This window comes from Burkholderia sp. S171 (genome assembly GCF_009766085.1).
Taxonomy (GTDB): domain Bacteria; phylum Pseudomonadota; class Gammaproteobacteria; order Burkholderiales; family Burkholderiaceae; genus Caballeronia.
In genome coordinates, this window is the sequence record NZ_LMUF01000026.1 from 150,415 (window position 1) to 175,197 (window position 24,783).

The following is a 24,783-nucleotide window of genomic DNA, read 5'->3' on the forward strand; positions in this document are numbered from 1 at the left end:
AAAAGCCAACGCATGAACCGCGTTGGCTTTTTGCTTTCCAGCGACCTTATCGAGCCGCAACGATCCCGGCGAGAACCTCGCTCAGAAAAACGCTTGAATTCCCGTCTGGGCGCGTCCGAGGATCAGCGCGTGGATATCGTGCGTGCCTTCGTACGTGTTCACCACTTCCAGATTCACCAAATGGCGCGCCACGCCAAATTCGTCTGAGATACCGTTGCCGCCGAGCATGTCACGCGCCAGTCGCGCAATATCCAGCGCCTTGCCGCACGAATTGCGTTTCATGATCGACGTGATTTCAACAGCCGCCGTGCCTTCGTCCTTCATGCGGCCCAGGCGCAGGACGCCTTGCAGCCCAAGGGTGATCTCCGTCTGCATGTCGGCGAGTTTCTTTTGAATCAACTGGTTAGCGGCAAGCGGACGGCCGAACTGCTTGCGATCCAGCGTGTATTGCCGTGCCATGTGCCAGCACGCTTCAGCCGCGCCGAGCGCGCCCCAAGCGATCCCGTAGCGCGCTGAATTCAGGCAGGTGAACGGACCTTTGAGCCCGCTCACGTTTGGCATCAGGTTTTCTTCCGGCACGAAGACTTCGTCCATCACGATCTCGCCGGTAATCGATGCCCGCAAGCCGACCTTGCCGTGAATGGCGGGTGCAGTCAGCCCTTTCCAGCCCTTCTCCAGGATGAAACCGCGAATCAGATCACGGCCTTCTTCCTCCAACTTCGCCCACACGACGAACACATCGGCGATCGGCGAATTCGAGATCCACATCTTCTGGCCGGAGATCGAAAAGCCGCCGTCCACCTTTTTGGCGCGCGTCGTCATGCTGGCGGGATCGGAGCCGGCGTTCGGCTCGGTAAGTCCGAAACAGCCGATCCATTCGCCCGTCGCGAGCTTCGGCAGATACTTTTGCTTCTGCGCTTCGGTGCCGAATGCGTTGATCGGCACCATGACAAGTGACGACTGCACCGACATCATCGACCGGTATCCCGAATCCACGCGTTCAACTTCGCGAGCGATCAGGCCATAGCTGACGTAGTTGAGACCCGGACCGCCGTACTGTTCGGGAATGGTCGGGCCGAGCAGACCGAGTTCGCCCATCTCACGGAAGATCGCCACGTCTGTGTGTTCGTTGCGGAACGCGTTGATCACGCGCGGTTGCAGCTTGTCCTGCGCGTAAGCGTACGCAGCGTCGCGGATCATGCGTTCTTCGTCGCTGAGTTGCTGGTCGAGCAGCAACGGATCTTCCCAACTAAAACGGGCGTCATCGGCCATGTTGTTTCTCCTGTTTCCTCTATTCCTGATTTTCGGACTTGACTGATGTTCCGCTAAGCGGAACAATGTTTTGCAAATTAAAGTCGAGTCTAGCATCCGATGCCAATAACTTCCATCCGGAATTCCGAGTTGTCGAAGCCGTCCGCAGAGTCTCCTGATTCATCGGAGGGAATCGATGAGCGCAAGTTTGTCGTCGCGCTCGCCCGTGGCCTGGACATGCTGCGCGCGTTTCGTCCGGGTGAGACCTTGCTGGGCAATCGCGATTTCGTCGATAGAACCGGCCTGCCCAAAGCCACCGTTAACCGGCTTGCCTACACGCTGACCACGCTCGGGTATCTGCGTTTCGACGAACCGGCCGGCAAATACGCGCTCGATACGGGCGTGCTGTCGCTGGGATTCGCTTTACTGGCCGGCGCCGATGCACTCGAACTCGCGCGTCCGCACATGCGGGTGCTCGCGCGGGAAATTGGCGCGGCGGTGTCATTGGGATGCCGCGCCGGGCTCCATATGATCTATCTGGAAACCATCCGCAGCGAGACGGCGCTGACGCTGGGCCTGGCTCCCGGCTCACGGCTGTCCATGCTGACCAGCTCAATGGGGCGTGCTTATCTGGCGGTGCAGGAGCCGGATCAGCGCGAGGCTTTGCTCGAAGAACTCGGCGCGGCGGCGGTGAGAAATGGCGAAGACGGCGCACGGCTGGTGAAGGCGGCCAAAGAAGCGATCGATGATTACGCGCGCGATGGCTGTTGTTATTCGTTTCGCGACTGGCATGCCGACGTGAACGCGATCGCCGCACCTTTACGCGATATCCGCAACGGGCGATGGCTGGTGCTGAGCAGCAGCGGGCCGGCATCGTCGATGGACGAGGCGTATTTCCGCAACGTTGTTGCGCCCAAGCTACGGACATTGGCCGCGCGACTGGCGTGAAGGCGTACTGATTAAGCCCGAATAGGGCCGCTTGACAGCCAAATCAGGTTGAAATCGGTCAAAACGTGATTTAGAAATAACATCCCAAAAACACGGCTCTTAGAACATAATTCGATGAAACAGCCGCAGGGAGACTAAAAAATGACCGGGTTCTCGCTGGACGCAACGGATTGCCGTATTTTGTCGGTGCTGCAAGAAGATGGTCGCATCAGCAACCTTGATCTGGCTGAGCGGATTTCGCTTTCGCCGTCAGCGTGTCTGCGTCGCATGCGGCTGCTTGAGGAGGAAGGGGTAATAGCAAGCTATCGCGCGTGTCTGGACCGGGAACGGCTGGGCGTGGAACTGGAGGCGTTCGTCCATGTTTCCATGCGCAACGACCAGGAAAACTGGCACGAGAAATTTGCGGCCGCTGTGCGCGAATGGCCGGAAGTGGTGGGCGCGTTTGTTGTGACAGGCGACACGCATTACGTGCTGCGCGTGCTTGCATACAACCTCAAGCACTACTCGGACTTCATCCTGAGCAAGCTTTACAAGGCGCCGGGTGTGATCGATATCCGCTCGAATATCGTGCTTCAGACCATGAAGGACGAAGCCGGTGTGCCCGTCGCCTTGATCGATAGAACCGCTAGCGCGTCATAAACCCGAGCTGAACAAGCCCGGTTACAGCGATCCAAGCGTATGAAACTGCCCCGCCTGAAACACCAGCGGGGCAATCTCCGCTGCATTCTCATGCACGCCGCATCGCTCCACCTGACCCACGAAGATCACGTGATCGCCTTCCTGATAGCGGCTGCGGTTGTGGCATTCGAACCACGCTAGCGCACCATCGAGTACCGGCATGCCGGTGTCTCCCGCGGCATGCGACACGCCGGCAAACCGGTCGCCCTTGACCGTCGCAAAGCGCTTGCAAAGATCGACTTGCGTCGCGGCAAGCACGTTGACGACGTAGTGACTATTGGCCTGGAATACCGGCATCGACGCGGATTTGGTCGCGAGGCTCCACAACACGAGCGGCGGATCGAGCGAAACAGAGTTGAACGAACTGGCGGTAATGCCAATCAACTGGCCCGATTCGGTGCGGGTGGTGATGACGGTAACGCCAGTGGCAAACTGGCTGAGCGCGTCGCGGAAAGAGCTAGCGTCGAAATTCGGTGGATTAGCGCGTTTCATCGGAATGGGTTCGGGTTCGACGGTATCGGCGGAATCCAGGCGGCAAACCATAGCTAAACAATAAGCCGGATGAAGTTTTCGAAGTCATCGGAGGATTGGCGATTGTTACGATTCTATCGGAATCGGCCTGTTCGCCGCGGTGCTAAAGGCCGCACAGGCAACGCGGACACTCGAAAACCAGTAAGCTGGAAGGGTTGATTCACAGGCTTCCGCACGCATTTGGTAGCTCTCGCGGAACACGAACCAGGAGCCAGCATGACGCAACAGGATGAGCAGGCAAAGCGCGAAATCGCCACCATTGGCGGCGGGTGCTTTTGGTGTACCGAAGCGGTTTTTTTAGGTGTTGAAGGCGTGCTGTCGGTGGAATCGGGTTACGCCGGCGGCCAAGTGAAGGATCCATCGTACGAACAGGTTTGCGACGGCACGACCGGTCACGCCGAAGTCATCAAGGTGGAATTCGATCCGGCGGTGATCGCGTATCGGAATGTGCTGGAGATTTTCTTTGCGACTCACGATCCGACGCAGCTCAACCGGCAAGGCAATGACGTTGGCACGCAGTATCGATCGTCCGTCTTCACGCACTCCGACGAACAGCGGAAGATCGCGCTGGAAGTGATCGACGAATTGCAGAAGGAAGGGATCTTCGACGGCAAGATCGTTACCGAAGTCACGCCGTTGAACGGCAATTATTTTCCGGCCGAGGACTATCACCAGAACTACTTCGAGCAGCATCCGAATCAAGGGTATTGCGCGTTTGTGGTCGCGCCGAAGGTGGCGAAGTTCAGGCAGAAGTTCGCGCATCGGCTGAAACGCTGAGCGTTTGAAGGGCACGTTTGAGTGGCAAGTTTTGAGTGACACCAAGGCAAGACGGGCTTCGCGAAATCGAAGCCCGTTTTTTATTCCGGCGGCTTATTCCGGCGGCAGGCCTGCCGCCAAGTACATCGCGATTTTGAAACACGTCAGCGGCGCCGAACCCTCCGCCTTGTTGTTCACCGCGATTACCACCGGCTGCCCTGCAAGCGCGTAGCGCAGCGCGAGTTCGGCGAGCGCTTCGTGCGTGTCCGGATCTTCATCGACGAGTTTATCGAACGGCTCGTACTTCGCTTTCGCCTGCTCGTATTTAAAGCCGCCGTGCAGACTCCAGCGCACGATCAGCGGCCCAAGGCCGCCTTCGTCCAGCAGCGCGAGCGCCTTCGCCTGGCGCCGCGGATCGGGCATGCGCGCGTGGATACCGACGCAATATCGCACCTTCGCGTCACGCAGCACGCGGATAAACCGCGGCGTCAGCATGATGGCGTCACGTAATTCCACCGCGTAGCAACTCTCGCCGGGCAGTGGCGGCAGCGCGTTGAGAAACGCGGACAGGCGGTCGAGGAACGCGGTCGGATCGACGATCATCGCGTCAGGCAACGGTGGAATCTGGAACACGAGCGCGCCGGCTTTTTCCCCCAGGCCGGCGATGCACGGCTGCACGAAGTCATTGATCGCGATGCCCGCGTCGAGGAAGGCGGGGTTATCGCCGGCGGGTGCACCTTTGTCGCCGCGAACGGTGGCATCGGTGACGGAAGCCGGTGCTTTTACGATGAACCGAAAATGGGCCGGCACCTGGTTCGCGTAGCGCGCATAGTCCGCCACCGACAAGGGCCCGTAGAACGAACGGTCTATCGACACACAGCGTAGTAACGGATGCGCGCCGAGCGCGTTGAGGCCATCGCGGGAAAGCTTGGCGGACGAATACTCGTCCCCATAGACGATGTCACGCCAGCCGGGAAACGACCACGTCGACGGGCCAATATGAACGGTGTCGGGAAGGCGAAGCGCTAACGCGTGATGGTCGGGCGCCGCGACAGTGGGCAAAACCCCGCCGCGTGATTTTGTTTTTGTGCGAGACGGAGTTACGGGAGCCGGTTCGTTCTCCGCCGTTTCGGCCGCCCCGAACATATCCACTTGCAGCGCGTGCGACTCTGCCGCCGCATCCGGTTCATCACCGGATGCGGATTCGTGGGAAGCGGCAGACTCAGAAGTTGAACTCAGAGCGTTTTGTCGTAGATATACCGGCGCGACCACGGCAGCGTTGTCGCGCTGCGCCCGGCCTTGCGGCACACAATCTGATAAATCGACACGTCGTCGTTTTCGAATGCATACGCACAACCCGCAAGATACACGCGCCAGATGCGGAATTTTTCATCGTCGACAAGGGCCTTCGCCTGCTCCGCGTTCGACTCGAAATTTTCCGCCCAGATGTCGAGCGTGCGCGCGTAGTGACGGCGCAGACTTTCGACGTCGACAGCTTCCAGCCCGCCTTCCTGCAGCGCTTCGAGCGCCAGCCCGATGTGCGGCAGCTCGCCGTCCGGGAACACGTACCGGTCGATGAACTCGCCACCGCCCAGCGCCGTCTCGCCGCTGTTGAAGTCGGTCGACGTGATGCCGTGATTCATGGCAATGCCGTCGTCGACCAGCAGATCGCGCACCTTGGCAAAATAACCGGGCAGGTTCTTGCGGCCGACGTGCTCGAACATGCCGACGCTCGTGATCCGGTCGAACTGGCCTTGCACGTCGCGATAATCCTGCAGGCGGATTTCGATCTGGCCTTCCAGTCCGGCGTCTTTCACGCGCTTCGTGGCGAGATCGAACTGGTTCTGCGAGAGCGTGACGCCCACGCATTTCGCGCCGAACTTCTGGGCGGCGCGCAAGACGAGCGCACCCCAGCCGCAGCCGATGTCGAGCAGACGCTGGCCCGGTTGCAACTGGATCTTTGTCAGGATGTGGTCGATCTTCTTGATCTGCGCAGTGGCGAGGTCTTCATCGCCGTTCTCGAAATAGGCGCACGAGTAAACCATGTTCTTGTCGAGCCACAGCTCGTAGAACTCGTTCGACACATCGTAGTGGTACTGAATGGCTTTCTTGTCCGACGCCTTCGTATGATTGAAGTAGCGCCGCACGCGCGCCAGCTTGCTCGCGCTCGTGACCGTGTTCTTGGCCAGTCCGTAGCCAATATTGATGATGTCCGACAGCTTGCCCTCGATGTCGATCTTGCCTTTTATATAGGCTTCGCCCAGGTTGTCGAGACTTGGTTCAAGCAGATAGGGCAGGGCGGTCGCGCTCTTTACGTGCAACGTAACTTGCGGTGCCGCGAAACTTCCGAAGTCATGTTGCTGTCCATCCCACAGTACCAGCCGGGCGGGCAGGTTTGCCCGGTCCCGAACGTCCTGCACCCACTGCGTCAGCTTTTTCTCCCAAAACATGCTCGTTCTCCGCGTTCAGTTGAAAATGAAGCTAAACCGGGTCGCTTTACTGCACGTTTGCACTGTTTTCGCTGCCTTCTTTACTCGCCTTTCTCTACTTGCCCTTCGCCGCCCGGACACGCCGCAACGAGACGCGATTTGACGCGGGTCCAGTCAATGCGGGTCCACGAGGAACCCGGTGAAGGTCGAAGTCTTGCTAAGGCTAAGGCGATAAGCGGACGATTTGCCATTGCTGGCCGTTCGCCCCAAGCGTGTGTGCAGCACGTTTATAGACGACACGGTCATGCAATCGTGACGGACGGCCCTGCCAGAATTCGATGGTGTCGGGAACGAGCCGGTAGCCGCCCCAATGTGGCGGACGCGGCGGGTTGTCACCGTATTTCGCAATCAATTCGCGCTCGCGGGCTTCAAGCACCGCGCGGCTTTCGATCACTTCACTCTGCTCCGACGCCCACGCGCCTATTCGCGATCCAAGTGGGCGCGACGCGAAATACGCATCGCTATCTTCCGGACTTGTCTTGACGACGGAGCCCTCGATACGCACCTGGCGTTCGAGTTCGATCCAGTAAAACAGCAGACTCGCGGCGGGGTTGCTCGCGAGCTCATGACCCTTGCGGCTGAGGTAATTCGTGAAGAACACGAAGCCACGGTCGTCTACGCCCTTGATCAGCACGATGCGTGCCGAAGGGCGTCCATGCTCGTCGACGGTGGCGAGCGTCATGGTATTGGGTTCGGGTAACTGTGCGTCGAGCGCCTGCGCAAACCACGTTTCGAATTGTCGAATCGGGTTGGGATCCACGTCGGATGTTTCCAGCGATCCGACGGAATAATTCTTTCTAAGATCAGCGAGGGTCGTCATTTTTTATGCAAACGCTTCAATCGCATTAGTATAGCCAAGGTCTCCAAATTCTGCGCTTTACTGCCAATGTCCCTTTGATCTTCAATGATTTAGATCATGTTCCCGGGCGACAGAATTTGAATTGATCCGGCCAATTATTTTCATTTTGCTTTCAAAAACTGGCCGGTGATTTCTTACGTCCAATCTTCGATAAGGCAGAATACGCAATTCAGCGAATTCCTGCTGATCTCTGGTTCTATCGTTGCGATAGCGCGTCAGTGCGGACCGGTGTTGCTCACTGCTGCTTTGATGATTTCTTGCCTCGTTTTTGCTTGTTTTGCCTACCTGCCGCCTAACTCATCATGACCGCTTTTCCTGCCTCTGCCGACACTTCAAATCTTACCTCCGCCACGCCGGAGTTTGAAGCCGCCGACCGCGCCCGGCGCTTTGGCGGCGTAGCGCGCTTGTATGGTCCAGCCGGGCTTGAGGCGTTCGAACGCGCGCATGTGGCGGTGATAGGGATTGGCGGCGTGGGCTCGTGGACGGTCGAAGCACTGGCGCGCAATGCGATCGGGCGCCTGACGCTGATCGATCTCGACAACGTGGCCGAAAGCAATACGAACCGGCAGGTGCACGCGCTGGACGGCAACTACGGGAAGGCCAAGGTCAGCGCGATGGCCGAGCGCATTCACCTGATCGATCCGGCGTGCCGCGTGGAGCAGGTCGAAGATTTTATCGAGCCGGCTAACTTCGATTCCGTGCTGGGCGGCGGTTTCGATTTCGTGATCGATGCAATTGACAGCGTGCGTACGAAAACGGCGCTAATTGCGTGGTGCGTCGAGCATGGACAGCCATTGATCACCGTCGGCGGAGCGGGTGGGCAGCTTGATCCGACGCGGATTCGTATCGACGATCTGGCACTCACGATCCAGGACCCGCTGCTCTCGAAAGTGCGCGGGCAACTGCGCAAATTGCACGGTTTTCCGCGTGGACCCAAAGCGAAGTTCAAGGTGAGCGCGGTCTATTCTGACGAGCCGCTGATCTACCCCGAAGCACCCGCTCGCGACGCCAGCGAGGCAGCCGAATCAGAAGAAACGGCGCCGGGCGCTGCGGGACCCGTCGGACTGAATTGCGCGGGGTTTGGATCGAGTGTTTGCGTGACAGCCAGTTTTGGATTTGCCGCTGCTGCGTATGTCTTAAGAGATATCGCGAAACGCGCTTAAACGCCGCGTAGGTTAGAAAATGGCCGCTTTCAAGCGGCCATTTTTCAAAATGCCCTTTCGCCAATATCGATTTAAACTATTTGAAAGGTTTTGGCGCCGGGCATTTAATGCGTCAGTTAATTGCCGCGCTCAATTTGCGGCGCCATTGCGAAACCACTTCCGGTTGATGCGCGGCGAGACCGAACACCGACAGCATGGTTTTGCGGCCCACGTCGTCCATGAAAGTGCGGTCGCGCGTCACGATCGCGAACAAATGCTCCAGCGCACCATCGTAATCGCGGCCGGCAATCAAACGGTTGGCCAACGCGAAACGGGCTTCCAGGTCGTCTGGATTGGCGTTCACGGCGTCGATCAGGGCGTCGGCGGGTGGAAGGCTCTCGGCGGCATCGGCAGCGTCCAGCTCCGTCTTTAACGCGTTGTAGCGTGCGTCGATTCCCTGCGTGGTTTTCGGCGACAGCAGTTTGTCTTCGTCGCGTGCTTCGTCCGTGCGGCCTGCGGCTAGCAGCCACTCAATCAGATCCAGCCGCGCGTCGTCATAACCGGGATCAAGTGCCAGCGTCGCCTTGATATGGTCAATGGCCAGATCGGTGTCGCCGGCCTCGTAGGCCGCATGCGCGGCACGTCGCTCGGCTTCGGCGCCGTCCGGAACCAGTTTGTCGATGAATTCGCGCAACTGGCCTTCAGGCAGCACGCCGATGAACTGGTCGACGGCATGGCCGTCCGCAAACGCGACCACGTGCGGAATGCTGCGTACCTGAAAGTGCTGCGCCAGCTCCGGATTTTCATCGACGTTGACCTTCACCAGCTTCCACTTGCCCGCGCCTTCCGCTTCCAGCCGCTCGAGCATCGGGCCGAGCGTCTTGCACGGACCGCACCACGGCGCCCAGAAATCGACGAGCACCGGCGCAAGCGTGGACGCGGCGATGACGTCCTGTTCGAACGTGGCGAGTGTTGTATCCATGGTGTTCCTCCAAAAACGCTAAACGATGAACAATTATCTTGGGGCAAGCCGGCCGAGTTCAACCGGGTGCATGCCTGATTTGCCGGCAAGCTTCGACCTCAAACCTTGGACGGCCTCATAAGCCTCAGGCCATCCCTGCCTCGCGCTTCCCAAGCCTCAAGCTTCCGGCGGATTCGCCTGGCGGCGGGGCGGCGGCAACGGGATAAATTCCGTCTCGCCCGGGACCTGTCCCATCCGCTGTTCGCTCCACGCGAGTTTTGCAGCCTCGATTTTTTCCTTCGAACTCGAGACGAAATTCCACTCGATAAAGCGTGGGCCGTCGAGCGGCGCGCCGCCGAGCAACATTGCGATTGCGCCGTCCGTGCTGCGCAGATCGGCGGAATACCCCGTCTTCAGCACGGCCATCTGGCCAGCGGGCAGCACGTCGCCGTCAATGGAGAGATTACCTTCCACCAGATAAACCCCGCGTTCCTCATGTTCAGTATCGAGCGTCACGGCACTGTCCGCCGAAAATTGCGCCGCGACATACAGGGTGGGCGAGAACGTGGTGGTTGGCGCTGTTTCACCGAAAGCGCTGCCAGCAATCACCCGCAACGTCACGCCATTGCGTTCGATTTGCGGCAGCGTCGCAGCCGGATGATGCTCGAACGAGGGCGCGCACTCCTCTTCCGCCACGGGCAGCGCGACCCATGTCTGGACGCCGTGCATGTTCTGGCCGGCGGCGCGTTCCTCGTCGGGCGTGCGTTCCGAATGCACGATGCCGCCGCCGGCCGTCATCCAGTTCACGTCGCCCGGCGAGATTTTCTGGGCTGAGCCGACGCTGTCGCGATGCATGATCGCTCCCTCGAAGAGGTACGTGACAGTCGCGAGGCCTATGTGCGGATGAGGGCGCACGTCCAGCCCGACCCCGGGCACGAGCGTTGCAGGGCCGATATGGTCGAAGAAAATGAACGGTCCGATGGTGCGGGCAGCCGGTGCAGGCAGTACCCGACGCACCATGAGGTTACCGACGTCGTGCTGATGCGGCTTGAGAAACGCTTGGATTGTAGAAGACATAAGGACGTCCGGATTGCGTGCTCGGAAATGCAATTCTACTGGGCGCCGTGTGGAAGCACGCAAGCGGTATCAGGGCGATAAGCCATTCGGCCGATCGTTCAAACCGGAACATGGGGCCGCTGACGAGGTTGGCGACCGTGCGAACCGTGCAACTTTCGATGGACCTTTCGATGAACCCTTGCGAAGTACCGTTTCGATGGACCTTTTCCGCCTAGCCTAGACAGGAGCTTCACCATGAACAAGAACACGCTATTGATCGCCGTTGCCGCCGGACTGTTCGCCACTACTGGCGCCTATGCCCAAACGTCGAGCGGCAATTCGTCGAACGGGGCATCCATGCCCACCGCGTCGCCGATGCAAAGCACCGACATGGCTGACGGTGCATCTGCGCCGATGAAAAAGCATCACAAGATGCGCAAGCCCGCGAACAAGCAGTCGTCGACCGGCCAGTCGGCTAACCCGAGCAGGACGCCCGCCGTCGAGACGGGCGCCAGTGCCGCGACGGAGAATGGTCAAAGCAAGTAGGCCGGGGCGCCGCGGGCGTTCCAAGAGGTCAGGTTTCAAAGCAAAGCAAAGCGCTTGCGCCCTAGTCGGCCCAAGCGCTTTTTTCTGTGGGATGTGACGCGGGATCGCCTTGTCCGAATGGGCTATGGCGTGGGTTTGTACAACGTATTTGCAAAATCGTCCGCTACAGTGTCGAATTGCGTTCGATCTGATTTCGGGGCTTCCGGGCTCCAGTCTGATCCTGAAGGTAGCTTCGAATAAAACTCACGGAGACGGCGATGTCGCCCAAGGATTTGTTGTCCGCGCTGATTGTCATTCTCGCCTGGGGCGTGAATTTCGTCGTGATCAAGGTGGGCCTGCACGGCGTTCCGCCCATGCTGCTTGGCGCGTTGCGCTTCACGCTGGTCGCGTTCCCGGCGGTGTTCTTCGTCAAGCGTCCTGCTATTCCATTTAGATGGCTGTTCGCCTATGGCGCGACCATCTCGTTCGGGCAATTCGTGCTGCTTTTCTACGCGATGTCCGTTGGCATGCCCGCCGGCCTTGCGTCGCTGGTGTTGCAGGCGCAGGCTTTTTTCACGCTGATCTTTGCGGCCATGATTCTGGGTGAAGGCTTTCGTGGGCCGAACGTCGCCGGTTTGTTGATCGCCGCATGCGGGCTGGCCGTGATCGGCGTTCAGGCTGGGCATGCCATGACGGTTGCCGGTTTCCTGCTCACGCTCGTGGCGGCGTCCATGTGGGGCATGGGCAATGTCATCACCAAGCGGATGGGCAAGGTGAACCTGTTGTCGCTTGTGGTGTGGGCGAGCCTGGTGCCCCCGCTGCCGTTCCTCGCGCTTTCGCTGATGGTGGAGGGGCCAGCGCGCATATCGGCCAGCTTGTCCGGCATTTCGCTCACGTCGGTCATGGCGATTGTTTATCTCGCGTTTATCGCGACCATGCTCGGTTATACGTTGTGGGGCAAGCTGCTGGCGCGTTATCCGGCGAGTCAGGTTGCGCCGTTTTCGTTGCTCGTGCCCATTGTCGGGCTGGCTTCAGCGGCGTTGCTGCTGGATGAAGGGCTGAGCCCGATGCAATTCGTGGGGGCGGTGCTGGTGATGGCCGGACTGGTCGTGAATGTGTTCGGCGGATGGTTGCGGCAGCGGTTTCTATCGGCGGCGCGTTAGAAGGCCGGCGTGGTTCGCTCGCGCAGGCCTTAATCCAGCTGTAGCCCCGCGCGAGCGAATCCGGCCTTTACGTCATCCGGCTTTTGGCGAGCGGCGGGTTGGCTGCAAAATACCGCTTGATGCCCTTCATGATCGCGTTAGCCATCTTGTCGCGATAAGCGTCGTCGTTTAGGCGCTGCTCCTCTTCGGGGTTACTGATAAACGCGGTTTCCACCAGAATCGACGGAATATCCGGTGCTTTCAATACCGCAAAACCGGCTTGTTCCACCGAGCCCTTGTGCAGCTTGTTGATATCGCCAATCTCGTTCAATACGAAGTTGCCATAGCGCATGGAGTCACGAATCTGCGCGGTCGTCGACATGTCGAATAACGCCCGGTTGACGCTCGCATCTTGCGTTGTCACATTGATGCCGCCAATGGAATCCGACGAGTTTTCCTTGTTCGCCATCCAGCGGGCGGCCGCACTCGAAGCACCGTGATCGGAGAGTGCGAACACCGACGAACCCCGCGCCGAGGGCGTGGTGAACGCATCGGCGTGAATGGAAACGAACAGGTCCGCGCCCACTCGACGCGCCTTCTGCACACGCACGTTGAGCGGCACGAAGAAGTCGGCGTCGCGAGTCATCATCGCGCGCATGTTCGGCTGTGCATCGATCTTGGCGCGCAGCTTCTTCGCGACATCGAGGGCAATGTGCTTCTCGTAGGTTCCGCCGCTGCCGATCGCACCCGGATCTTCGCCGCCGTGACCCGGGTCGATCGCGACGGTGAGCAGGCGCGTTGTCCCGGACTTGTTGCTCTTCGGGTTGGCGAAGCCGTAGTCGTCGGTGGTGCTGCTATCGGAAGAGTCGTCCTGGTTCGCCAAGGCCGTCGGTGGCGCAGCCTTGACCGTAGGCCGGGGCTTCGGGATCGCTGCAATCGGCGGGACGGGTATTGACGGAGTGGACGGCAAAGGTGCGCGCGGCGTATCAGATTGCGCGTACTTTTGGAAAAACTCGTCCGTGTTGTCCGGCACGGCCGCTTTGGGCGGCGTGGCAGGGCCGCTCAACGTGGCGGGCGGAGGAGTGGGGTTCGGGTTGGTCTGATCGAAGGTTTGTTGCTTGTGCTCGGACTGGGCCAGCAAATCCATCAATGGGTCGGGGGCAACGGCCGGATACAAATCGAAGACCAGCCGATACTTGTAGCTGCCGATCGGCGTCAGCGTGAACACCTGCGGCTTCACGGACCCCTTCAGGTCGAACACCATCCGCACAACATGAGGCTGATATTGCCCGATGCGCACCGACTGGATTTGCGGGTCGTTCGGCGTGATCTTCGAGACGAGATCCTTCAGTTCCTGATCGAGGTCGAGTCCATTCAGGTCGACCACGAGCCGGTCCGGACCCTGCAGCAGTTGCTGGGTGTTTTGCAGCGGCTGATCGGACTCGATCGTGACCCGGGTGTAATCGCGGGCAGGCCACACGCGCACGCCGAGCACCGAACTCGCGTACGCGAGCTTCGGTCCGAGCAGCGCAAGCGCGATAGTCGAAGCACCCGCGCGCAGCACCTGGCGCCGCCGCCAGTTGTGCGAGGCCGTGGCGGTCGATTCGATCGAATGAAACGGCTTGATCAACAGCTTTCGAGACATGACTTTCCTGTTTTGCTAAACGCGCGCGCTATCAGCACGCGGCCTTCGCCTTCCTGTTCCAGCGTGAATTCGAGATCCGGCACACCCAGCAATCCACCCGCGCGTTGCGGCCATTCGACCAGGCAGATCGCACCTGCATCGAAGTATTCGCGAAAGCCGGCGTCGGCCCATTCGGCTGGATCGGCAAAGCGATAAAGATCGAAGTGATAGAGCTCGAGCGCACCCGTTTCCGTAGGAAGGGAGTAGGGTTCGACGAGCGTGTAAGTGGGACTGCGCACGCGGCCCGCGTGACCGAGTGAGCGCAGCGTTGCGCGTACCAGCGTGGTTTTACCCGCGCCCAGGTCGCCGATCAACTGGACCTGCAAACCGGGAAAACGTTCGGTTGGCGCGCTTGAAATGTGTGAATTGTTTAGTCCGCGAGCCTGCAGGATCGCCGTCGCGAAGCGGCCACCGAAGGCGAGCGTCGCGTCTTCGCCGGGCAGGTCGAAGCGGCGTTCGAGCAGCGCGGCGGGAGGGTTTGCAAACGATCGAGTGAGGCTGTCGGGCATTCTCGTAAAATGTCGTGATGAACCGTTTGCCGGAACACCCTGTGGAACGCGAGAGCGCGTCAGACGACGCCGTCGCGGACACGCGCCACTTCAGACTTGACGACGAAGCCGCGCTGGCTGAACTCGCGCTGCGCATCAAGGCGTGGGGGCGCGAGCTGGGGTTCGGTGCGGTCGGCGTCAGCGACGCCGACTTGACGGAAGCCGAAGATGGCCTGGCCTCGTGGCTCGAAGCAGGCTATCACGGCGAGATGGATTATATGGCCAAACATGCGATGAAACGCGCGAGGCCAGCCGAGCTTGTGGCCGGCACGCGACGTGTTATTACAGTTCGGATGGCCTACCTGCCGGCATCGACGCTCGACGGCAAGGCGCGCGAAAGTGCCGCGACAGCCGACGGTCAGGCAACTGACTGGCGGGCGGCCGAATGGGCTCGAATAGCCGATCCCGCGGCCGCCGTTGTGTCGGTCTACGCCCGCGGCCGTGATTATCACAAGGTCATGCGCAACCGCTTGCAACAATTGGCCGATCGCATAGAAGCCGAGATTGGCGCGTATGGGTATCGCGTATTTACGGATTCCGCGCCCGTTCTGGAGGTCGAGCTGGCGCAAAAAGCGGGCAACGGCTGGCGCGGAAAACACACGCTGTTGTTGGAAAGCGATGCCGGGTCGCTATTTTTTATCGGCGAGATTTTAGTGGATATTCCGCTGCCGCCCGACACTTTGACCAATCCCGATCGCGCGCCTGAACACGACGGCGCACATTGCGGAAGCTGTACACGGTGCATCGATGTTTGCCCGACCGGGGCGATCGTCGCGCCGTATCGCGTGGATGCGCGCCGTTGCATTTCGTATCTGACCATCGAGTTGAAGGGCAGCATTCCCGAAGATATGCGGCCCCTGATCGGCAATCGGGTTTATGGTTGCGACGATTGCCAGCTCGTCTGTCCGTGGAACAAGTTCGCTCAGGCCGCGCCGGTTGCGGATTTCGATGTACGCCACGGGCTCGATCGCGCGTCGCTTGTGATGCTATTCGGCTGGAGCGCCCACGATTTCGATGAACGCATGCAAGGCAGCGCGATTCGCCGCATCGGCCACGAGCGATGGTTGCGTAATATTGCGGTGGCGATGGGCAACGCGTTGCGCTCGCCGGCATTGGGCGCGAATGAGCGCTCGGCAATCCGCGACGCATTGAATGCCCGGGCCACGGATGATTCAGAGCTGGTTCGCGAACACGTCGAATGGGCGCTGCGCCAGGAAGCGTAATTTTAAGCATGACCTCATGCTTACAGGAAAAATCAATGGAAGTGACCGAGGTAGAACGCGCGCCGGAACTCGTGTTGAGCAGCGCATCGATCGATCTCTTTTGCGACGCGCTCTGGCTCGAACATGGCCTCGCCAAGAACTCGCTCGAAGCGTACCGGCGGGATTTGCGCTTGTTCTCCGAGTGGTTATCGAAGACGCGCGGCGGCACGGTGGACACCGCCACCGAAGCCGACATGAACGGCTATCTCGCCGCCCGGCGCGCAGACAAGGCAACTTCCGCTAACCGCAGGTTGTCAGTCTTTCGACGCTACTACGCGTGGGCTTTGCGCGAGCATCGCGCGCCCGCCGATCCGACCCTGAAGCTACGTTCGGCCAAACAGCCCCCGCGCTTTCCCAAGACCTTGAACGAAGCCCAGGTTGAAGCGTTGCTGAACGCGCCCGATGTAGAAACCGCGCTCGGTTTGCGCGACAGGACCATGCTTGAGCTGATGTACGCGAGCGGCCTGCGCGTGACCGAACTCGTCACGTTGAAGACGGTGGAAGTGGGTTTGAACGAAGGCGTGGTGCGCGTGATGGGCAAGGGGTCGAAGGAGCGCCTGATCCCGTTCGGGGCGGTCGCACACGACTGGATCGAGCGCTATTTGCGTGAATCGCGGCCGGCGTTGCTCGGCGCCCGCGCCGCCGATGCGTTGTTCGTCACCACGCGCGGCGAAGGCATGACGCGCCAGCAATTCTGGAACATCATCAAGCGCCACGCGCTCACCGCCGACGTGCGCGCGCCGCTCTCACCGCACACCTTGCGGCATGCGTTCGCCACGCACTTGCTGAATCACGGGGCCGATCTGCGGGTGGTGCAAATGCTGCTCGGCCATACCGATATCACCACGACGCAGATCTACACCCACGTCGCACGTGAACGGCTGAAGACGCTGCATCACGATCACCATCCGCGCGGTTAAGGGTCCAGACAGGTCCGAGCGGGTCCTTAATTAAAGCTGATCCCTGAGCTTATGTTTCAACACCTTCCCCGTCGATGCCGCCGGCAACGCCGCCAGCACGCGGATTTCGGCGGGACGCTTGTAAGGCGCAAGACGGTCTGCGCACCACTGGACGATATCGTCGGGCAGCGCATGCACCGACGGCAGCAATTCGACGAACGCGATCACTTCCTCGTTGCCCTCGACCGTCCGTCCGATCACAGCAGATTGCAGCACATCGGGATGTGAGTTCAGCACGTTCTCGACTTCAGCCGGATACACGTTGAAGCCCGAACGGATGATCAACTCCTTGCTGCGCCCAACGATATACAGCGCGCCGTCCACCTCCTGACGCGCGAGATCTCCGGTCCGGAGCCAGCCATCTTCCGTGACCGTCGCACGCGTCTGCGCTTCATTGCGGTAATACCCGAGCATCACGTTCGGCCCGCGTACCCATAGTTCGCCGACCTCGCCCGGCGCCACATCCACGCCATCCAGCGCGACAAATCGCAGTTCGATACCGGGTATGGGGTCGCCTGCCGAGCAGTCGTCGCGTGGCGCGTCGAGCATGGTCTGCGAGATGGTCGGGCTGCTTTCCGTCATGCCATAGCCGTTGTGCAGCGGCACCTTGTACAAGCCTTCGACGCGCGCCTTCAGCGCGGCATCGAGCGGAGACCCGCCGGAATACGCGAAGCGCAACGCGGGTGCGCGCCACGGTGTACCGCTTGTCTGCACGTGTTCAACGAGCTTTGCGTGCATGGCCGGCACGCCCTGGAAGATCGAAACGTTCTCCTCGGCCAACGCCCGTCGCACGGCATCGGGCGCGAAGCGGGGCGCGAGCCTGAGCGTTGCGCCTGCGTACAGGCTGCCAAGACAGACCGACGTCAGCCCGTAGATGTGCGTGATCGGCAGCACGGCGTACACCACATCGTCGGGCGTCACGCGCCGCAATGTGCTGGACATGGCCGCGATAAACAACACGTTGCGATGCGACAGCATCACGCCCTTCGGCGTGCCCGTCGTGCCCGTGGTGTAGATCAGCGCGGCGCATTGACGGGCCGGATCCGTTTCAACGGGCTCCGGCGACACGGTTTCATCGACGGTAAAACGCCACGCGCCCACGTTTGTCGCCGCTGCTGCATCAGCAGCGTTCAAGCGGTCCGCATGACTCGCGGCATCCTTCGATGCATCGACGGTAAACGCCACCACTCGCGGCTTCGCGTGAGCGCGGATTGCGTCAACTTCGCTTGCCGACAGTCGGGCGTTCGTGAGCAAACACCACGCGTCGAGCTTTGCCGCGGCGAACATCAGCACGACCTGCGCCACGCAATTCTCACTCACGATCATCACGCGATCGCCGCCTTGCACCCCGGCTTGCACGAGCTGGCGGGTGGTGTTGTTGATTGCTTCCACGAGCTCCGCCGCATTCAGCCGTCGCTCGTCTTCAATCAACACAACGTGCTGCGGATCGCGGGCGGCGAGGCGTGCGGGGATATCGGAAATACGCGTGGGCAATGCGGCGAGCAGGGCGGCGACATCCATGTCCATTTCAAATCTCCGTGCCGCGCATGAGGCCGCGCGCGATGATCACTTGTTGAATCTGCGACGTGCCTTCGTACAGCCTGAACAGACGTACGTCGCGATAAAAACGTTCGATGCCGTACTCCGAGATATACCCCGCGCCACCGTGCACCTGCACCGCGCGATCGGCCACGCGGCCGCACATCTCGGTGGCGAAATATTTGGCGCACGACGCTTCTATGGACACGTCGCGGCCCTCGTCGCGGCGGCGCGCAGCATCGAGCACCATGCATTCGGCCGCGTAGATCTCGGTCTTGCTGTCGGCCAGCATGGCCTGAACCAGCTGGAATTCGACAATCGGCTGGCCGAACTGTTTGCGCTCCATGGCATAGGCGAGGGCGTCTCGCAGCATCCGTTTGGCCGCTCCAATAGCCACCGCCGCAATGTGCAAACGGCCTTTATCGAGCACTTTCATCGCCGTCTTGAACCCAACGCCTTCCACGCCGCCGATCAATTGCGCGGCCGGAATGCGGCAATTCTCGAAGATGACGTCGCACGTGTGCGCCCCGCGCTGGCCCATTTTCTTGTCGGGTTTGCCGAGCGATAACCCCGGTGAATCCCGCTCGACAATGAACGCCGAAATGCCGCTTGCGCCTTTTGCGTCGCTCGTACGCGCCATCACGGTGAAGATGCCGGCTTCCGGCGCGTTCGTGATGAAGCGCTTCGTGCCGTTCAGCACGTAGTAATCGCCATCTCTAAGCGCCTTGGTTTTAAGCGACGCCGCGTCTGAACCCGCATCCGGTTCGGTCAGGCAAAACGAGCCGATCAGATCGCCTGCCGCGAGCTTCGGCAGATAGTGCTGCTTTTGTTCCTCGCTGCCGTCGAGCAGAATGCCAATTGATCCGATGCCGTTGTTCGTGCCGATCACAGACCTGAATGCCGGCGATGTCTGGCCGAGTTCGAACGCCACGCGCACTTCCTCTTCCATCGTCAGGCCGAGACCGCCGTAAGCCTCCGGAATGGTCAGCCCGAACAAGCCAATCTCGCGCATGGCGGCGAGCACATCGGCGGGAATCTGGTCGGTATCGTCGACTTCTGCTTCACGCGGCACCAGCGTTTCGCGTACAAAGCGGCGAATGGCATCTTCAAGCAACGTCTGGGTTTCTGAATCGCGAATCACATTAAATCTCCGAGGTGGCGCACACCAGATGAGCAATTGCGAACGATCGTGCCACAGTAAATCGGCTCGCACAATTGGCCGTTCGGCCGATGGTGGCCGTGCTTTCGCGCCGCTACAATGCCGTCATGTCCAAGGTAAAACACATTTCCGAGACCCCGGCGACGCAGTTTTTGCGTCGGCACAAAGTCGTTTTCGGCGAGCATCCTTACGAGTACGTCGAGCATGGTGGCACGGAAGAATCGGCGCGCCAGTTGGGTGTTGATGAACATTGCGTGGTCAAAACGCTCGTGATGGAGGACGAACATGCGAAGCCGCTGATCGTGCTCATGCACGGCGACAAAACGGTCTCGACCAAGAATCTTGCCCGGCAGATTGGCGCGAAGCGCGTCGAGCCGTGCAAACCGGAAGTGGCCAACCGGCATTCAGGGTTCTTGATCGGCGGTACTTCGCCATTTGGCACGAAGAAGGCGATGCCGGTGTACGTGGAATCGACCATCCTGGAGCTGGACACAATTTATCTGAACGGCGGACGACGCGGGTATCTGGTGAGCATTGCGCCGCCAGTCCTGAGCGACCTGCTGAAGGCCACGCCCGTGAGTTGCGCGAGCGTCGATTAAAATGCGCGTCCTGAAGTCTTGCTCACGTCCTCGTTCCCGAAGATAAGAAGAAATCAATGAACAATGTGATTGTTGCTGTGGTGGCTTACCTGATCGGTTCGATCTCGTTTGCTGTGGTTGTCAGTTCAGCCATGGGTCTTGCCGACCCGCGTTCGTATGGTTCCGGCAACCCCGGCGCGACGAACGTGCTGCGCACGGGCAACAAGCTGGCAGCCATCCTGACGCTGCTCGGCGACGCCATCAAAGGCTGGCTACCCGTCTGGTTCGTCGTGCATTTCGGCGCCCGGTTCGGGCTCGATTCCACAGCGATTGCACTCGCGGCCATCGCCGTGTTTCTCGGGCATGTGTTCCCAATATTCTTCAAGTTTCAGGGCGGCAAAGGCGTTGCGACCGCGGCGGGCGTGCTGCTCGCCATCAACCCGGTTTTGGGGCTGGCCACCTTGCTGACGTGGGTGATCATCGCGGTCTTCTTCCGGTATTCGTCTCTGGCGGCGTTGGTGTCGGCGGTGTTCGCGCCGTTCTTCGATGTATTCCTCTTCGGCCCGAGCCGTATATCGCTGGCGGTGGCCGCGATGAGCGCGCTGCTGATCTGGCGGCATCGCGGGAATATCAAGAAGCTGCTGGATGGCAAGGAGAGCCGGATCGGGGAGAAGAAGCGCGCGGCGGAAGCGGTTGAATAAACCGGCTTGAAAACGACGCCGCGAAAATGAGAAAGCCGCCCGAAGGCGGCTTTCTTGCTGATTGCGATTCCTGACTCAACGCAATCCGGTCACACTCAATCGCGGAAATTATTGAAGTCCAGCGGCGTGTCCGTCACGTCCTTCTTCAGCAACGCAATAGCGCTTTGCAGGTCGTCGCGCTTCGTGCCGTTGATGCGCACCGCGTCGCCCTGAATGCTCGCCTGGACCTTGATCTTGCTGTCCTTGATCATCTTGACGATTTTCTTCGCCAGATCGCCAGTCACGCCTTTCTTGACCTCGACGACCTGCTTCAGCTTGTCGCCGCCAATCTTCTCGATCTTGCCGTAGTCGAGAAAGCGCACGTCCACATTGCGTTTTGCCAGCTTCGACAACACAACGTCCTTGACCTGGCCGAGCTTGAAATCGTCGTCGGCAAAAAGCGTCAGATCACGATCCTTTTGCTCGACGCGCGCGTCCGAACCCTTGAAGTCGAAGCGCGTGGCAATTTCCTTGTTCGATTGTTCGATGGCGTTTTTCACCTCGATCATGTTTGCTTCGCTGACGACGTCAAACGATGGCATCTGCATTCCCCTTCGTTGAGGCGAGGCGCGACGTAAGGCTCGCACGCACTCGCTATAATCACGGACCACCATCATTCTACCGATGCCGTCCCGGTTTGCCCAAGGCCGTCCCTGATCTGACCCAAGCGCTTCCTCAATGTCCGAGTCCCCACTTCTCTCCGATTACCCGCTGCTCGCGCACAACACGTTCGGTTTCGACGTCCGCGCCAAGTATGCCGTTCGGCTGACGGAAGAAGCGCAGATCCCGGCGCTGGCTCGCGACGACCGTCTGAGTGGCCTGCCGCAACTGGTGCTCGGCGGCGGCAGCAACGTCGTGCTGACGCGCAATTTCGACGGTGTCGCGTTGCTCGTCGAACTGCGCGGCCGCCGCGTGATCGCTGAAGATAGCGAAGCCGTTTTCGTAGAAGCCGGCGCGGGGGAGAATTGGCACGAATTCGTCGCGTGGACGTTGTCGCAAGGCTTGCCCGGGCTCGAAAACCTCGCGCTGATTCCCGGCACGGTGGGCGCGGCGCCGATCCAGAACATAGGCGCCTACGGGCTCGAAATGGGCGAGCGCTTCGAGCGTTTGCGGGCGATTGAGTTATCGACGGGAGAAGTGCAGGAATTCGATCGCAATGCGTGCGCGTTCGGTTATCGCGACAGTTTTTTCAAGCAGGAAGGGCGTGGGCGTTTTGTGATCGTATCGGTGACCTTTCGTCTGCCGAAAGCGTGGACGCCACGCGCGGATTACGCGGATATAGCGCGAGCGCTTGAGAAAAGTGGCACGAACAATCCCCAGGCTATCTTCGATGCCGTCGTCGCCGTGCGTCAGGCAAAGTTGCCCGACTGGCGGGTGCTGGGGAATGCGGGAAGTTTTTTCAAGAACCCTGTAGTGAGCGCCGCTGCGTTCGACGCCTTGAAGGCGCTTGAACCTGATCTCGTGTCTTACAAGCAGCACGATGGCCAGTTCAAACTGGCCGCAGGCTGGCTGATCGACCAATGCGGCTGGAGAGGCCGCGCGATCGGTGCAGCTGCTGTGCACGACCGGCAGGCGTTGGTTCTGGTGAACCGCGGCGGCGCGTCGGGCGCGCAAATTTTGGAACTCGCCGCCGCCATCAAACGCGATGTACACGCGCGTTTCGCGGTCGAGCTTGAGGCCGAGCCGGTGTGTCTTTGATTTAAAGTTGCCGCAAGAAATGAGCTATCGCGATCGTCGGGTGTCACAGCAGCCGGCCGAAGCAAATCGGGCCGACGTTTAGGCAAGTCACCGAGAGCGCACAAAAGCCGCCATTTTGATATCAAATGGCGGCCATTCCGCATTTCGGGACGACACAGCGTTTCAATGGAAAGAAACGCCACACGCATGACGCGTGGTGCTTACTTGGCGCTCATCCAGCGCCAATCAACTCAATGATTGAGTTTGCCGAGCAGCAGATATTCCATCAGCGCCTTCTGGACATGCAGCCGGTTCTCAGCTTCGTCCCAGACCACGCTCTGCGGGCCGTCGATCACTTCGGCGCTCACTTCCTCGCCCCGATGCGCCGGCAAGCAGTGCATGAAGAGCGCATCCGGATTCGCGCGCGCCATCATGTCCGAGTCCACGCACCAGTCGGCGAAGGCCTTCTTGCGCACTTCGTTCTCGGCTTCGAAACCCATGCTGGTCCAGACGTCGGTGGTGACGAGGTCGGCGCCGGTGCAGGCGTCGTTCGGATCGGCGAATTCTTCGTAGAACGGTGCGCTATCGGCCGATACCAGCGAATGGTCGAGCGAGTAGCCCGGTGGCGTGGACAGGCGCAACTTGAAGCCGAGAATCTGCGCGGCTTCAATCCACGTGTAGAGCATGTTGTTCGCGTCGCCGACCCAGGCCACGGTTTTCCCCGCGATAGGGCCGCGCAGTTCGTAGTAGGTGAAGACGTCGGCCAGGACTTGGCACGGGTGATATTCGTTCGTCAGCCCATTGATCACCGGCACGCGTGAATTTTCGGCGAAACGCTCGAGGATCTCCTGGCCGAACGTGCGGATCATGATGATGTCGACCATGCGCGACACCACTTGCGCCGCGTCCTCGATCGGTTCGCCGCGGCCAAGTTGCGTGTCGCGGGTGCTGAGGAATACGGCATGCCCGCCAAGCTGGAAGATACCCGCTTCGAACGAGAGCCGCGTACGCGTCGAATTCTTCTCGAAGATCATCGCCAGCGTGCGGTCGTGCAGCGGATGGTAGGTCTCGTAGCTCTTGAACTTGCGCTTGAGAATACGCGCGCGTTCGAGCACGTAGTCATAGTCGTCGAGAGAGAAATCCTTGAACTGCAGATAGTGGCGAATTTTTTTTTCGGTCATGAAAAATGCGTACGGCGGCTTCAGCCGGCAATTGCGCCGGACGGCGCCGCCGTCGTGGTGGTATCGAATTTCAGCATAAAGGAATTTCCGGCGTTTGACGAGGCCGCCAAATAGCCAACGCGCGAGCCGATGCGCGCCGCCATACGCCGTCTGGCGCGGTTTAGAGGCTTTGTGTGCAGTGCGGAAAAAGGGCCTCTGCTGTATAATCCGCCAGGTTTCTCCGGCAGTCCTGACACCTTTCGACTGCTTACGAAGCAGATCCATTCGCGGCTTAATCAGACAACCCGCAGTGTCAACCGTGGACTAAACACGCAGATTCAGCGTTGTTTTTCAACCTTGAATCTGCGGGCGTCAGAGCAGTTCGCGGACACGCGAGTTTCGTCTCGCTGGCACTTGCCGACTTGCATGGCGCCCGTAAGGCGGGCATCCGTGAACGGCGCATCATGAGTTGACTGCGCGCTCTCGATGCGACTCGGGCGACTTCAACGAGTGGTCGATCAGTGGGTAGATGCAGGTCGAAGAAAGAGGCTGGGTCTCACCGGCCGCGACGCTGCCGGACGAGGCGGAGAGTTCAGCGCCGGAGGTTGCAGCCGATGACTTTCCGGTTCACCTTGTCAACCATGCATGCGCGTTTGCCGGCGTTCTCTGCCGGTCGTCAAACAGGTATTCCTACATGGCCGAAACAATTCCAACCGAGTACTTCATCCAGGGCATTACGTCGAACGGCAAGACTTTTCGGCCGAGCGACTGGTCGGAGCGGCTTTGCGGCGTGATGTCGGGGTTCGGCCCGGGCAAGCGCGGCCCCAATGCCCGGTTGCAGTATTCCGTCTATGTGCGCCCGACCTTGCTCGGTAACGTGAAGACGGTGATCCTCGATTCCCGCTTGCGTGACATCGAGCCAATGGCTTTCGATTTCGTGATGAACTTCGCCAAAGACAATGATCTGCTTGTGACGGAGGCGTGCGAATTGCCGCCGCATCATGCCACGCAGCAACATAGCTGACGAAGCGGCTAACTGAGCAGCAGGGGCCGTCGAAAAAGCTTCTTTTCGATGCACACGACAAAAAACCCGCCATTAGCGGGTTTTTTTATTGCCAAGCAGCAGCCTGTCACGCGCC

The 24,783-nt window shown here is 60.0% G+C and carries 25 protein-coding genes; 12 read left to right on the plus strand and 13 right to left on the minus strand.

Annotation, left to right across the window (positions count from 1 at the left end; all coding sequences use genetic code 11):
• Positions 1-81: 81 nt before the first annotated feature.
• Positions 82-1,272: an acyl-CoA dehydrogenase gene (locus tag GSQ93_RS12880; protein WP_158936062.1), complete on the minus strand. Its 1,191-nt coding sequence runs from the start codon at positions 1,270-1,272 to the stop codon at positions 82-84.
• 99 nt (positions 1,273-1,371) lie between these two features.
• Here GSQ93_RS12880 and GSQ93_RS12885 point away from each other — a divergent pair, with 99 nt between their 5' ends.
• Entirely contained in the window at positions 1,372-2,199 is an 828-nt protein-coding gene (locus tag GSQ93_RS12885) for an IclR family transcriptional regulator (protein WP_158936063.1), read from the plus strand.
• 141 nt (positions 2,200-2,340) lie between these two features.
• A complete protein-coding gene (locus tag GSQ93_RS12890; RefSeq protein WP_158936064.1) occupies positions 2,341-2,838 on the plus strand; it encodes an Lrp/AsnC family transcriptional regulator in 498 nt (165 codons plus the stop codon).
• A gap of 21 nt (positions 2,839-2,859) precedes the next feature.
• Here the strand turns inward: GSQ93_RS12890 and GSQ93_RS12895 are convergent, their stop codons facing one another.
• Entirely contained in the window at positions 2,860-3,369 is a 510-nt protein-coding gene (locus GSQ93_RS12895) for a flavin reductase family protein (RefSeq protein WP_158936065.1), read from the minus strand.
• 255 nt (positions 3,370-3,624) lie between these two features.
• Here GSQ93_RS12895 and msrA point away from each other — a divergent pair, with 255 nt between their 5' ends.
• Positions 3,625-4,185, plus strand: a complete 561-nt coding sequence (gene msrA, locus GSQ93_RS12900) for a peptide-methionine (S)-S-oxide reductase MsrA (RefSeq protein ID WP_158936066.1) — start codon at positions 3,625-3,627, stop codon at positions 4,183-4,185.
• A 93-nt stretch (positions 4,186-4,278) separates the two neighbouring features.
• On the opposite strand, the gene GSQ93_RS12905 is transcribed toward msrA, so the two are convergent.
• The 3 genes from GSQ93_RS12905 to pdxH form a co-directional block, all read right to left on the minus strand.
• On the minus strand, positions 4,279-5,310 hold the full coding sequence (locus tag GSQ93_RS12905) for a DUF72 domain-containing protein (protein WP_158936121.1): 1,032 nt from the start codon (positions 5,308-5,310) through the stop codon (positions 4,279-4,281).
• Positions 5,311-5,399: 89 nt separating this feature from the next.
• Positions 5,400-6,614 carry a cyclopropane-fatty-acyl-phospholipid synthase family protein gene (locus GSQ93_RS12910; RefSeq protein ID WP_158936067.1) on the minus strand — a complete coding sequence of 405 codons (1,215 nt, stop codon included), beginning with the start codon at positions 6,612-6,614 and terminating at the stop codon, positions 5,400-5,402.
• Between the two features lie 202 nt (positions 6,615-6,816).
• The gene (pdxH, locus tag GSQ93_RS12915; RefSeq protein WP_158936068.1) at positions 6,817-7,473 is read right to left on the minus strand and encodes a pyridoxamine 5'-phosphate oxidase; all 657 of its coding nucleotides are present in this window, start codon (positions 7,471-7,473) and stop codon (positions 6,817-6,819) included.
• Between the two features lie 341 nt (positions 7,474-7,814).
• Between pdxH and GSQ93_RS12920 the strand changes: the two genes are divergently transcribed.
• Positions 7,815-8,675, plus strand: coding sequence for a ThiF family adenylyltransferase (locus GSQ93_RS12920; RefSeq protein ID WP_158936069.1), 861 nt, complete (start codon positions 7,815-7,817; stop codon positions 8,673-8,675).
• 112 nt (positions 8,676-8,787) lie between these two features.
• Here the strand turns inward: GSQ93_RS12920 and trxA are convergent, their stop codons facing one another.
• Positions 8,788-9,636: a thioredoxin gene (gene trxA / locus GSQ93_RS12925; protein ID WP_158936070.1), complete on the minus strand. Its 849-nt coding sequence runs from the start codon at positions 9,634-9,636 to the stop codon at positions 8,788-8,790.
• Between the two features lie 156 nt (positions 9,637-9,792).
• Positions 9,793-10,692, minus strand: a complete 900-nt coding sequence (locus GSQ93_RS12930; RefSeq protein WP_158936071.1) for a pirin family protein — start codon at positions 10,690-10,692, stop codon at positions 9,793-9,795.
• Between the two features lie 234 nt (positions 10,693-10,926).
• On the opposite strand from GSQ93_RS12930, the gene GSQ93_RS12935 reads away from it, so the two are divergent.
• The gene (locus GSQ93_RS12935; protein ID WP_158936072.1) at positions 10,927-11,217 is read left to right on the plus strand and encodes a hypothetical protein; all 291 of its coding nucleotides are present in this window, start codon (positions 10,927-10,929) and stop codon (positions 11,215-11,217) included.
• 257 nt (positions 11,218-11,474) lie between these two features.
• Positions 11,475-12,359 carry an EamA family transporter gene (locus GSQ93_RS12940; protein ID WP_158936073.1) on the plus strand — a complete coding sequence of 295 codons (885 nt, stop codon included), beginning with the start codon at positions 11,475-11,477 and terminating at the stop codon, positions 12,357-12,359.
• A gap of 67 nt (positions 12,360-12,426) precedes the next feature.
• Here GSQ93_RS12940 and GSQ93_RS12945 read toward each other — a convergent pair whose 3' ends face one another.
• The gene (locus GSQ93_RS12945) at positions 12,427-13,983 is read right to left on the minus strand and encodes an N-acetylmuramoyl-L-alanine amidase (protein WP_158936074.1); all 1,557 of its coding nucleotides are present in this window, start codon (positions 13,981-13,983) and stop codon (positions 12,427-12,429) included.
• Entirely contained in the window at positions 13,965-14,531 is a 567-nt protein-coding gene (tsaE, locus tag GSQ93_RS12950; RefSeq protein WP_158936075.1) for a tRNA (adenosine(37)-N6)-threonylcarbamoyltransferase complex ATPase subunit type 1 TsaE, read from the minus strand. Before tsaE ends, GSQ93_RS12945 begins: the two co-directional genes overlap by 19 nt.
• 17 nt (positions 14,532-14,548) lie before the next feature.
• On the opposite strand from tsaE, the gene queG reads away from it, so the two are divergent.
• Both queG and xerD read left to right on the plus strand, forming a co-directional pair.
• The gene (queG, locus tag GSQ93_RS12955; protein ID WP_158936076.1) at positions 14,549-15,793 is read left to right on the plus strand and encodes a tRNA epoxyqueuosine(34) reductase QueG; all 1,245 of its coding nucleotides are present in this window, start codon (positions 14,549-14,551) and stop codon (positions 15,791-15,793) included.
• Positions 15,794-15,828: 35 nt separating this feature from the next.
• Positions 15,829-16,752, plus strand: coding sequence for a site-specific tyrosine recombinase XerD (gene xerD, locus GSQ93_RS12960; RefSeq protein ID WP_158936077.1), 924 nt, complete (start codon positions 15,829-15,831; stop codon positions 16,750-16,752).
• 30 nt (positions 16,753-16,782) lie between these two features.
• Here the strand turns inward: xerD and GSQ93_RS12965 are convergent, their stop codons facing one another.
• Positions 16,783-18,318: a class I adenylate-forming enzyme family protein gene (locus GSQ93_RS12965; protein WP_158936078.1), complete on the minus strand. Its 1,536-nt coding sequence runs from the start codon at positions 18,316-18,318 to the stop codon at positions 16,783-16,785.
• A 1-nt stretch (position 18,319) separates the two neighbouring features.
• Positions 18,320-19,471 carry an acyl-CoA dehydrogenase family protein gene (locus tag GSQ93_RS12970; protein WP_158936079.1) on the minus strand — a complete coding sequence of 384 codons (1,152 nt, stop codon included), beginning with the start codon at positions 19,469-19,471 and terminating at the stop codon, positions 18,320-18,322.
• A gap of 125 nt (positions 19,472-19,596) precedes the next feature.
• Between GSQ93_RS12970 and GSQ93_RS12975 the strand changes: the two genes are divergently transcribed.
• Together GSQ93_RS12975 and plsY are read left to right on the plus strand one after the other, a co-directional pair.
• Positions 19,597-20,088, plus strand: coding sequence for an aminoacyl-tRNA deacylase (locus GSQ93_RS12975; protein WP_158936080.1), 492 nt, complete (start codon positions 19,597-19,599; stop codon positions 20,086-20,088).
• A gap of 56 nt (positions 20,089-20,144) precedes the next feature.
• Entirely contained in the window at positions 20,145-20,768 is a 624-nt protein-coding gene (gene plsY, locus GSQ93_RS12980; protein ID WP_158936081.1) for a glycerol-3-phosphate 1-O-acyltransferase PlsY, read from the plus strand.
• A 95-nt stretch (positions 20,769-20,863) separates the two neighbouring features.
• On the opposite strand, the gene GSQ93_RS12985 is transcribed toward plsY, so the two are convergent.
• Positions 20,864-21,349 (minus strand): YajQ family cyclic di-GMP-binding protein, encoded by a 486-nt coding sequence (locus tag GSQ93_RS12985; protein ID WP_158936082.1) that lies wholly within the window; start codon positions 21,347-21,349, stop codon positions 20,864-20,866.
• A gap of 136 nt (positions 21,350-21,485) precedes the next feature.
• On the opposite strand from GSQ93_RS12985, the gene murB reads away from it, so the two are divergent.
• The gene (murB, locus tag GSQ93_RS12990; protein ID WP_158936083.1) at positions 21,486-22,505 is read left to right on the plus strand and encodes a UDP-N-acetylmuramate dehydrogenase; all 1,020 of its coding nucleotides are present in this window, start codon (positions 21,486-21,488) and stop codon (positions 22,503-22,505) included.
• Positions 22,506-22,735: 230 nt separating this feature from the next.
• Here the strand turns inward: murB and argF are convergent, their stop codons facing one another.
• Entirely contained in the window at positions 22,736-23,665 is a 930-nt protein-coding gene (argF, locus tag GSQ93_RS12995; protein WP_158936084.1) for an ornithine carbamoyltransferase, read from the minus strand.
• A gap of 673 nt (positions 23,666-24,338) precedes the next feature.
• Here argF and GSQ93_RS13000 point away from each other — a divergent pair.
• Complete coding sequence (locus GSQ93_RS13000; protein WP_158936085.1) at positions 24,339-24,668, plus strand: DUF3579 domain-containing protein; 330 nt, start codon at positions 24,339-24,341, stop codon at positions 24,666-24,668.
• Positions 24,669-24,783: the final 115 nt, after the last annotated feature.

What these genes read in the sequence shown, in the direction of transcription:
- GSQ93_RS12965 (WP_158936078.1), bottom strand. Translation starts at nt 18,318, where the DNA reads ATGGACATGGATGTCGCCGCCCTGCTCGCCGCATTGCCCACGCGTATT.
- GSQ93_RS12895 (WP_158936065.1), bottom strand. Translation starts at nt 3,369, where the DNA reads ATGAAACGCGCTAATCCACCGAATTTCGACGCTAGCTCTTTCCGCGAC.
- tsaE (WP_158936075.1), bottom strand. Translation starts at nt 14,531, where the DNA reads ATGCCCGACAGCCTCACTCGATCGTTTGCAAACCCTCCCGCCGCGCTG.
- GSQ93_RS12905 (WP_158936121.1), bottom strand. Translation starts at nt 5,310, where the DNA reads ATGTTCGGGGCGGCCGAAACGGCGGAGAACGAACCGGCTCCCGTAACT.
- GSQ93_RS12890 (WP_158936064.1), top strand. Translation starts at nt 2,341, where the DNA reads ATGACCGGGTTCTCGCTGGACGCAACGGATTGCCGTATTTTGTCGGTG.
- xerD (WP_158936077.1), top strand. Translation starts at nt 15,829, where the DNA reads ATGGAAGTGACCGAGGTAGAACGCGCGCCGGAACTCGTGTTGAGCAGC.
- GSQ93_RS12885 (WP_158936063.1), top strand. Translation starts at nt 1,372, where the DNA reads ATGCCAATAACTTCCATCCGGAATTCCGAGTTGTCGAAGCCGTCCGCA.
- plsY (WP_158936081.1), top strand. Translation starts at nt 20,145, where the DNA reads ATGAACAATGTGATTGTTGCTGTGGTGGCTTACCTGATCGGTTCGATC.
- GSQ93_RS12910 (WP_158936067.1), bottom strand. Translation starts at nt 6,614, where the DNA reads ATGTTTTGGGAGAAAAAGCTGACGCAGTGGGTGCAGGACGTTCGGGAC.
- trxA (WP_158936070.1), bottom strand. Translation starts at nt 9,636, where the DNA reads ATGGATACAACACTCGCCACGTTCGAACAGGACGTCATCGCCGCGTCC.
- murB (WP_158936083.1), top strand. Translation starts at nt 21,486, where the DNA reads ATGTCCGAGTCCCCACTTCTCTCCGATTACCCGCTGCTCGCGCACAAC.
- GSQ93_RS12985 (WP_158936082.1), bottom strand. Translation starts at nt 21,349, where the DNA reads ATGCCATCGTTTGACGTCGTCAGCGAAGCAAACATGATCGAGGTGAAA.
- GSQ93_RS13000 (WP_158936085.1), top strand. Translation starts at nt 24,339, where the DNA reads ATGGCCGAAACAATTCCAACCGAGTACTTCATCCAGGGCATTACGTCG.
- GSQ93_RS12880 (WP_158936062.1), bottom strand. Translation starts at nt 1,272, where the DNA reads ATGGCCGATGACGCCCGTTTTAGTTGGGAAGATCCGTTGCTGCTCGAC.
- GSQ93_RS12930 (WP_158936071.1), bottom strand. Translation starts at nt 10,692, where the DNA reads ATGTCTTCTACAATCCAAGCGTTTCTCAAGCCGCATCAGCACGACGTC.
- GSQ93_RS12940 (WP_158936073.1), top strand. Translation starts at nt 11,475, where the DNA reads ATGTCGCCCAAGGATTTGTTGTCCGCGCTGATTGTCATTCTCGCCTGG.
- GSQ93_RS12935 (WP_158936072.1), top strand. Translation starts at nt 10,927, where the DNA reads ATGAACAAGAACACGCTATTGATCGCCGTTGCCGCCGGACTGTTCGCC.
- GSQ93_RS12920 (WP_158936069.1), top strand. Translation starts at nt 7,815, where the DNA reads ATGACCGCTTTTCCTGCCTCTGCCGACACTTCAAATCTTACCTCCGCC.
- queG (WP_158936076.1), top strand. Translation starts at nt 14,549, where the DNA reads ATGAACCGTTTGCCGGAACACCCTGTGGAACGCGAGAGCGCGTCAGAC.
- GSQ93_RS12945 (WP_158936074.1), bottom strand. Translation starts at nt 13,983, where the DNA reads ATGTCTCGAAAGCTGTTGATCAAGCCGTTTCATTCGATCGAATCGACC.
- pdxH (WP_158936068.1), bottom strand. Translation starts at nt 7,473, where the DNA reads ATGACGACCCTCGCTGATCTTAGAAAGAATTATTCCGTCGGATCGCTG.
- msrA (WP_158936066.1), top strand. Translation starts at nt 3,625, where the DNA reads ATGACGCAACAGGATGAGCAGGCAAAGCGCGAAATCGCCACCATTGGC.
- GSQ93_RS12975 (WP_158936080.1), top strand. Translation starts at nt 19,597, where the DNA reads ATGTCCAAGGTAAAACACATTTCCGAGACCCCGGCGACGCAGTTTTTG.
- argF (WP_158936084.1), bottom strand. Translation starts at nt 23,665, where the DNA reads ATGACCGAAAAAAAAATTCGCCACTATCTGCAGTTCAAGGATTTCTCT.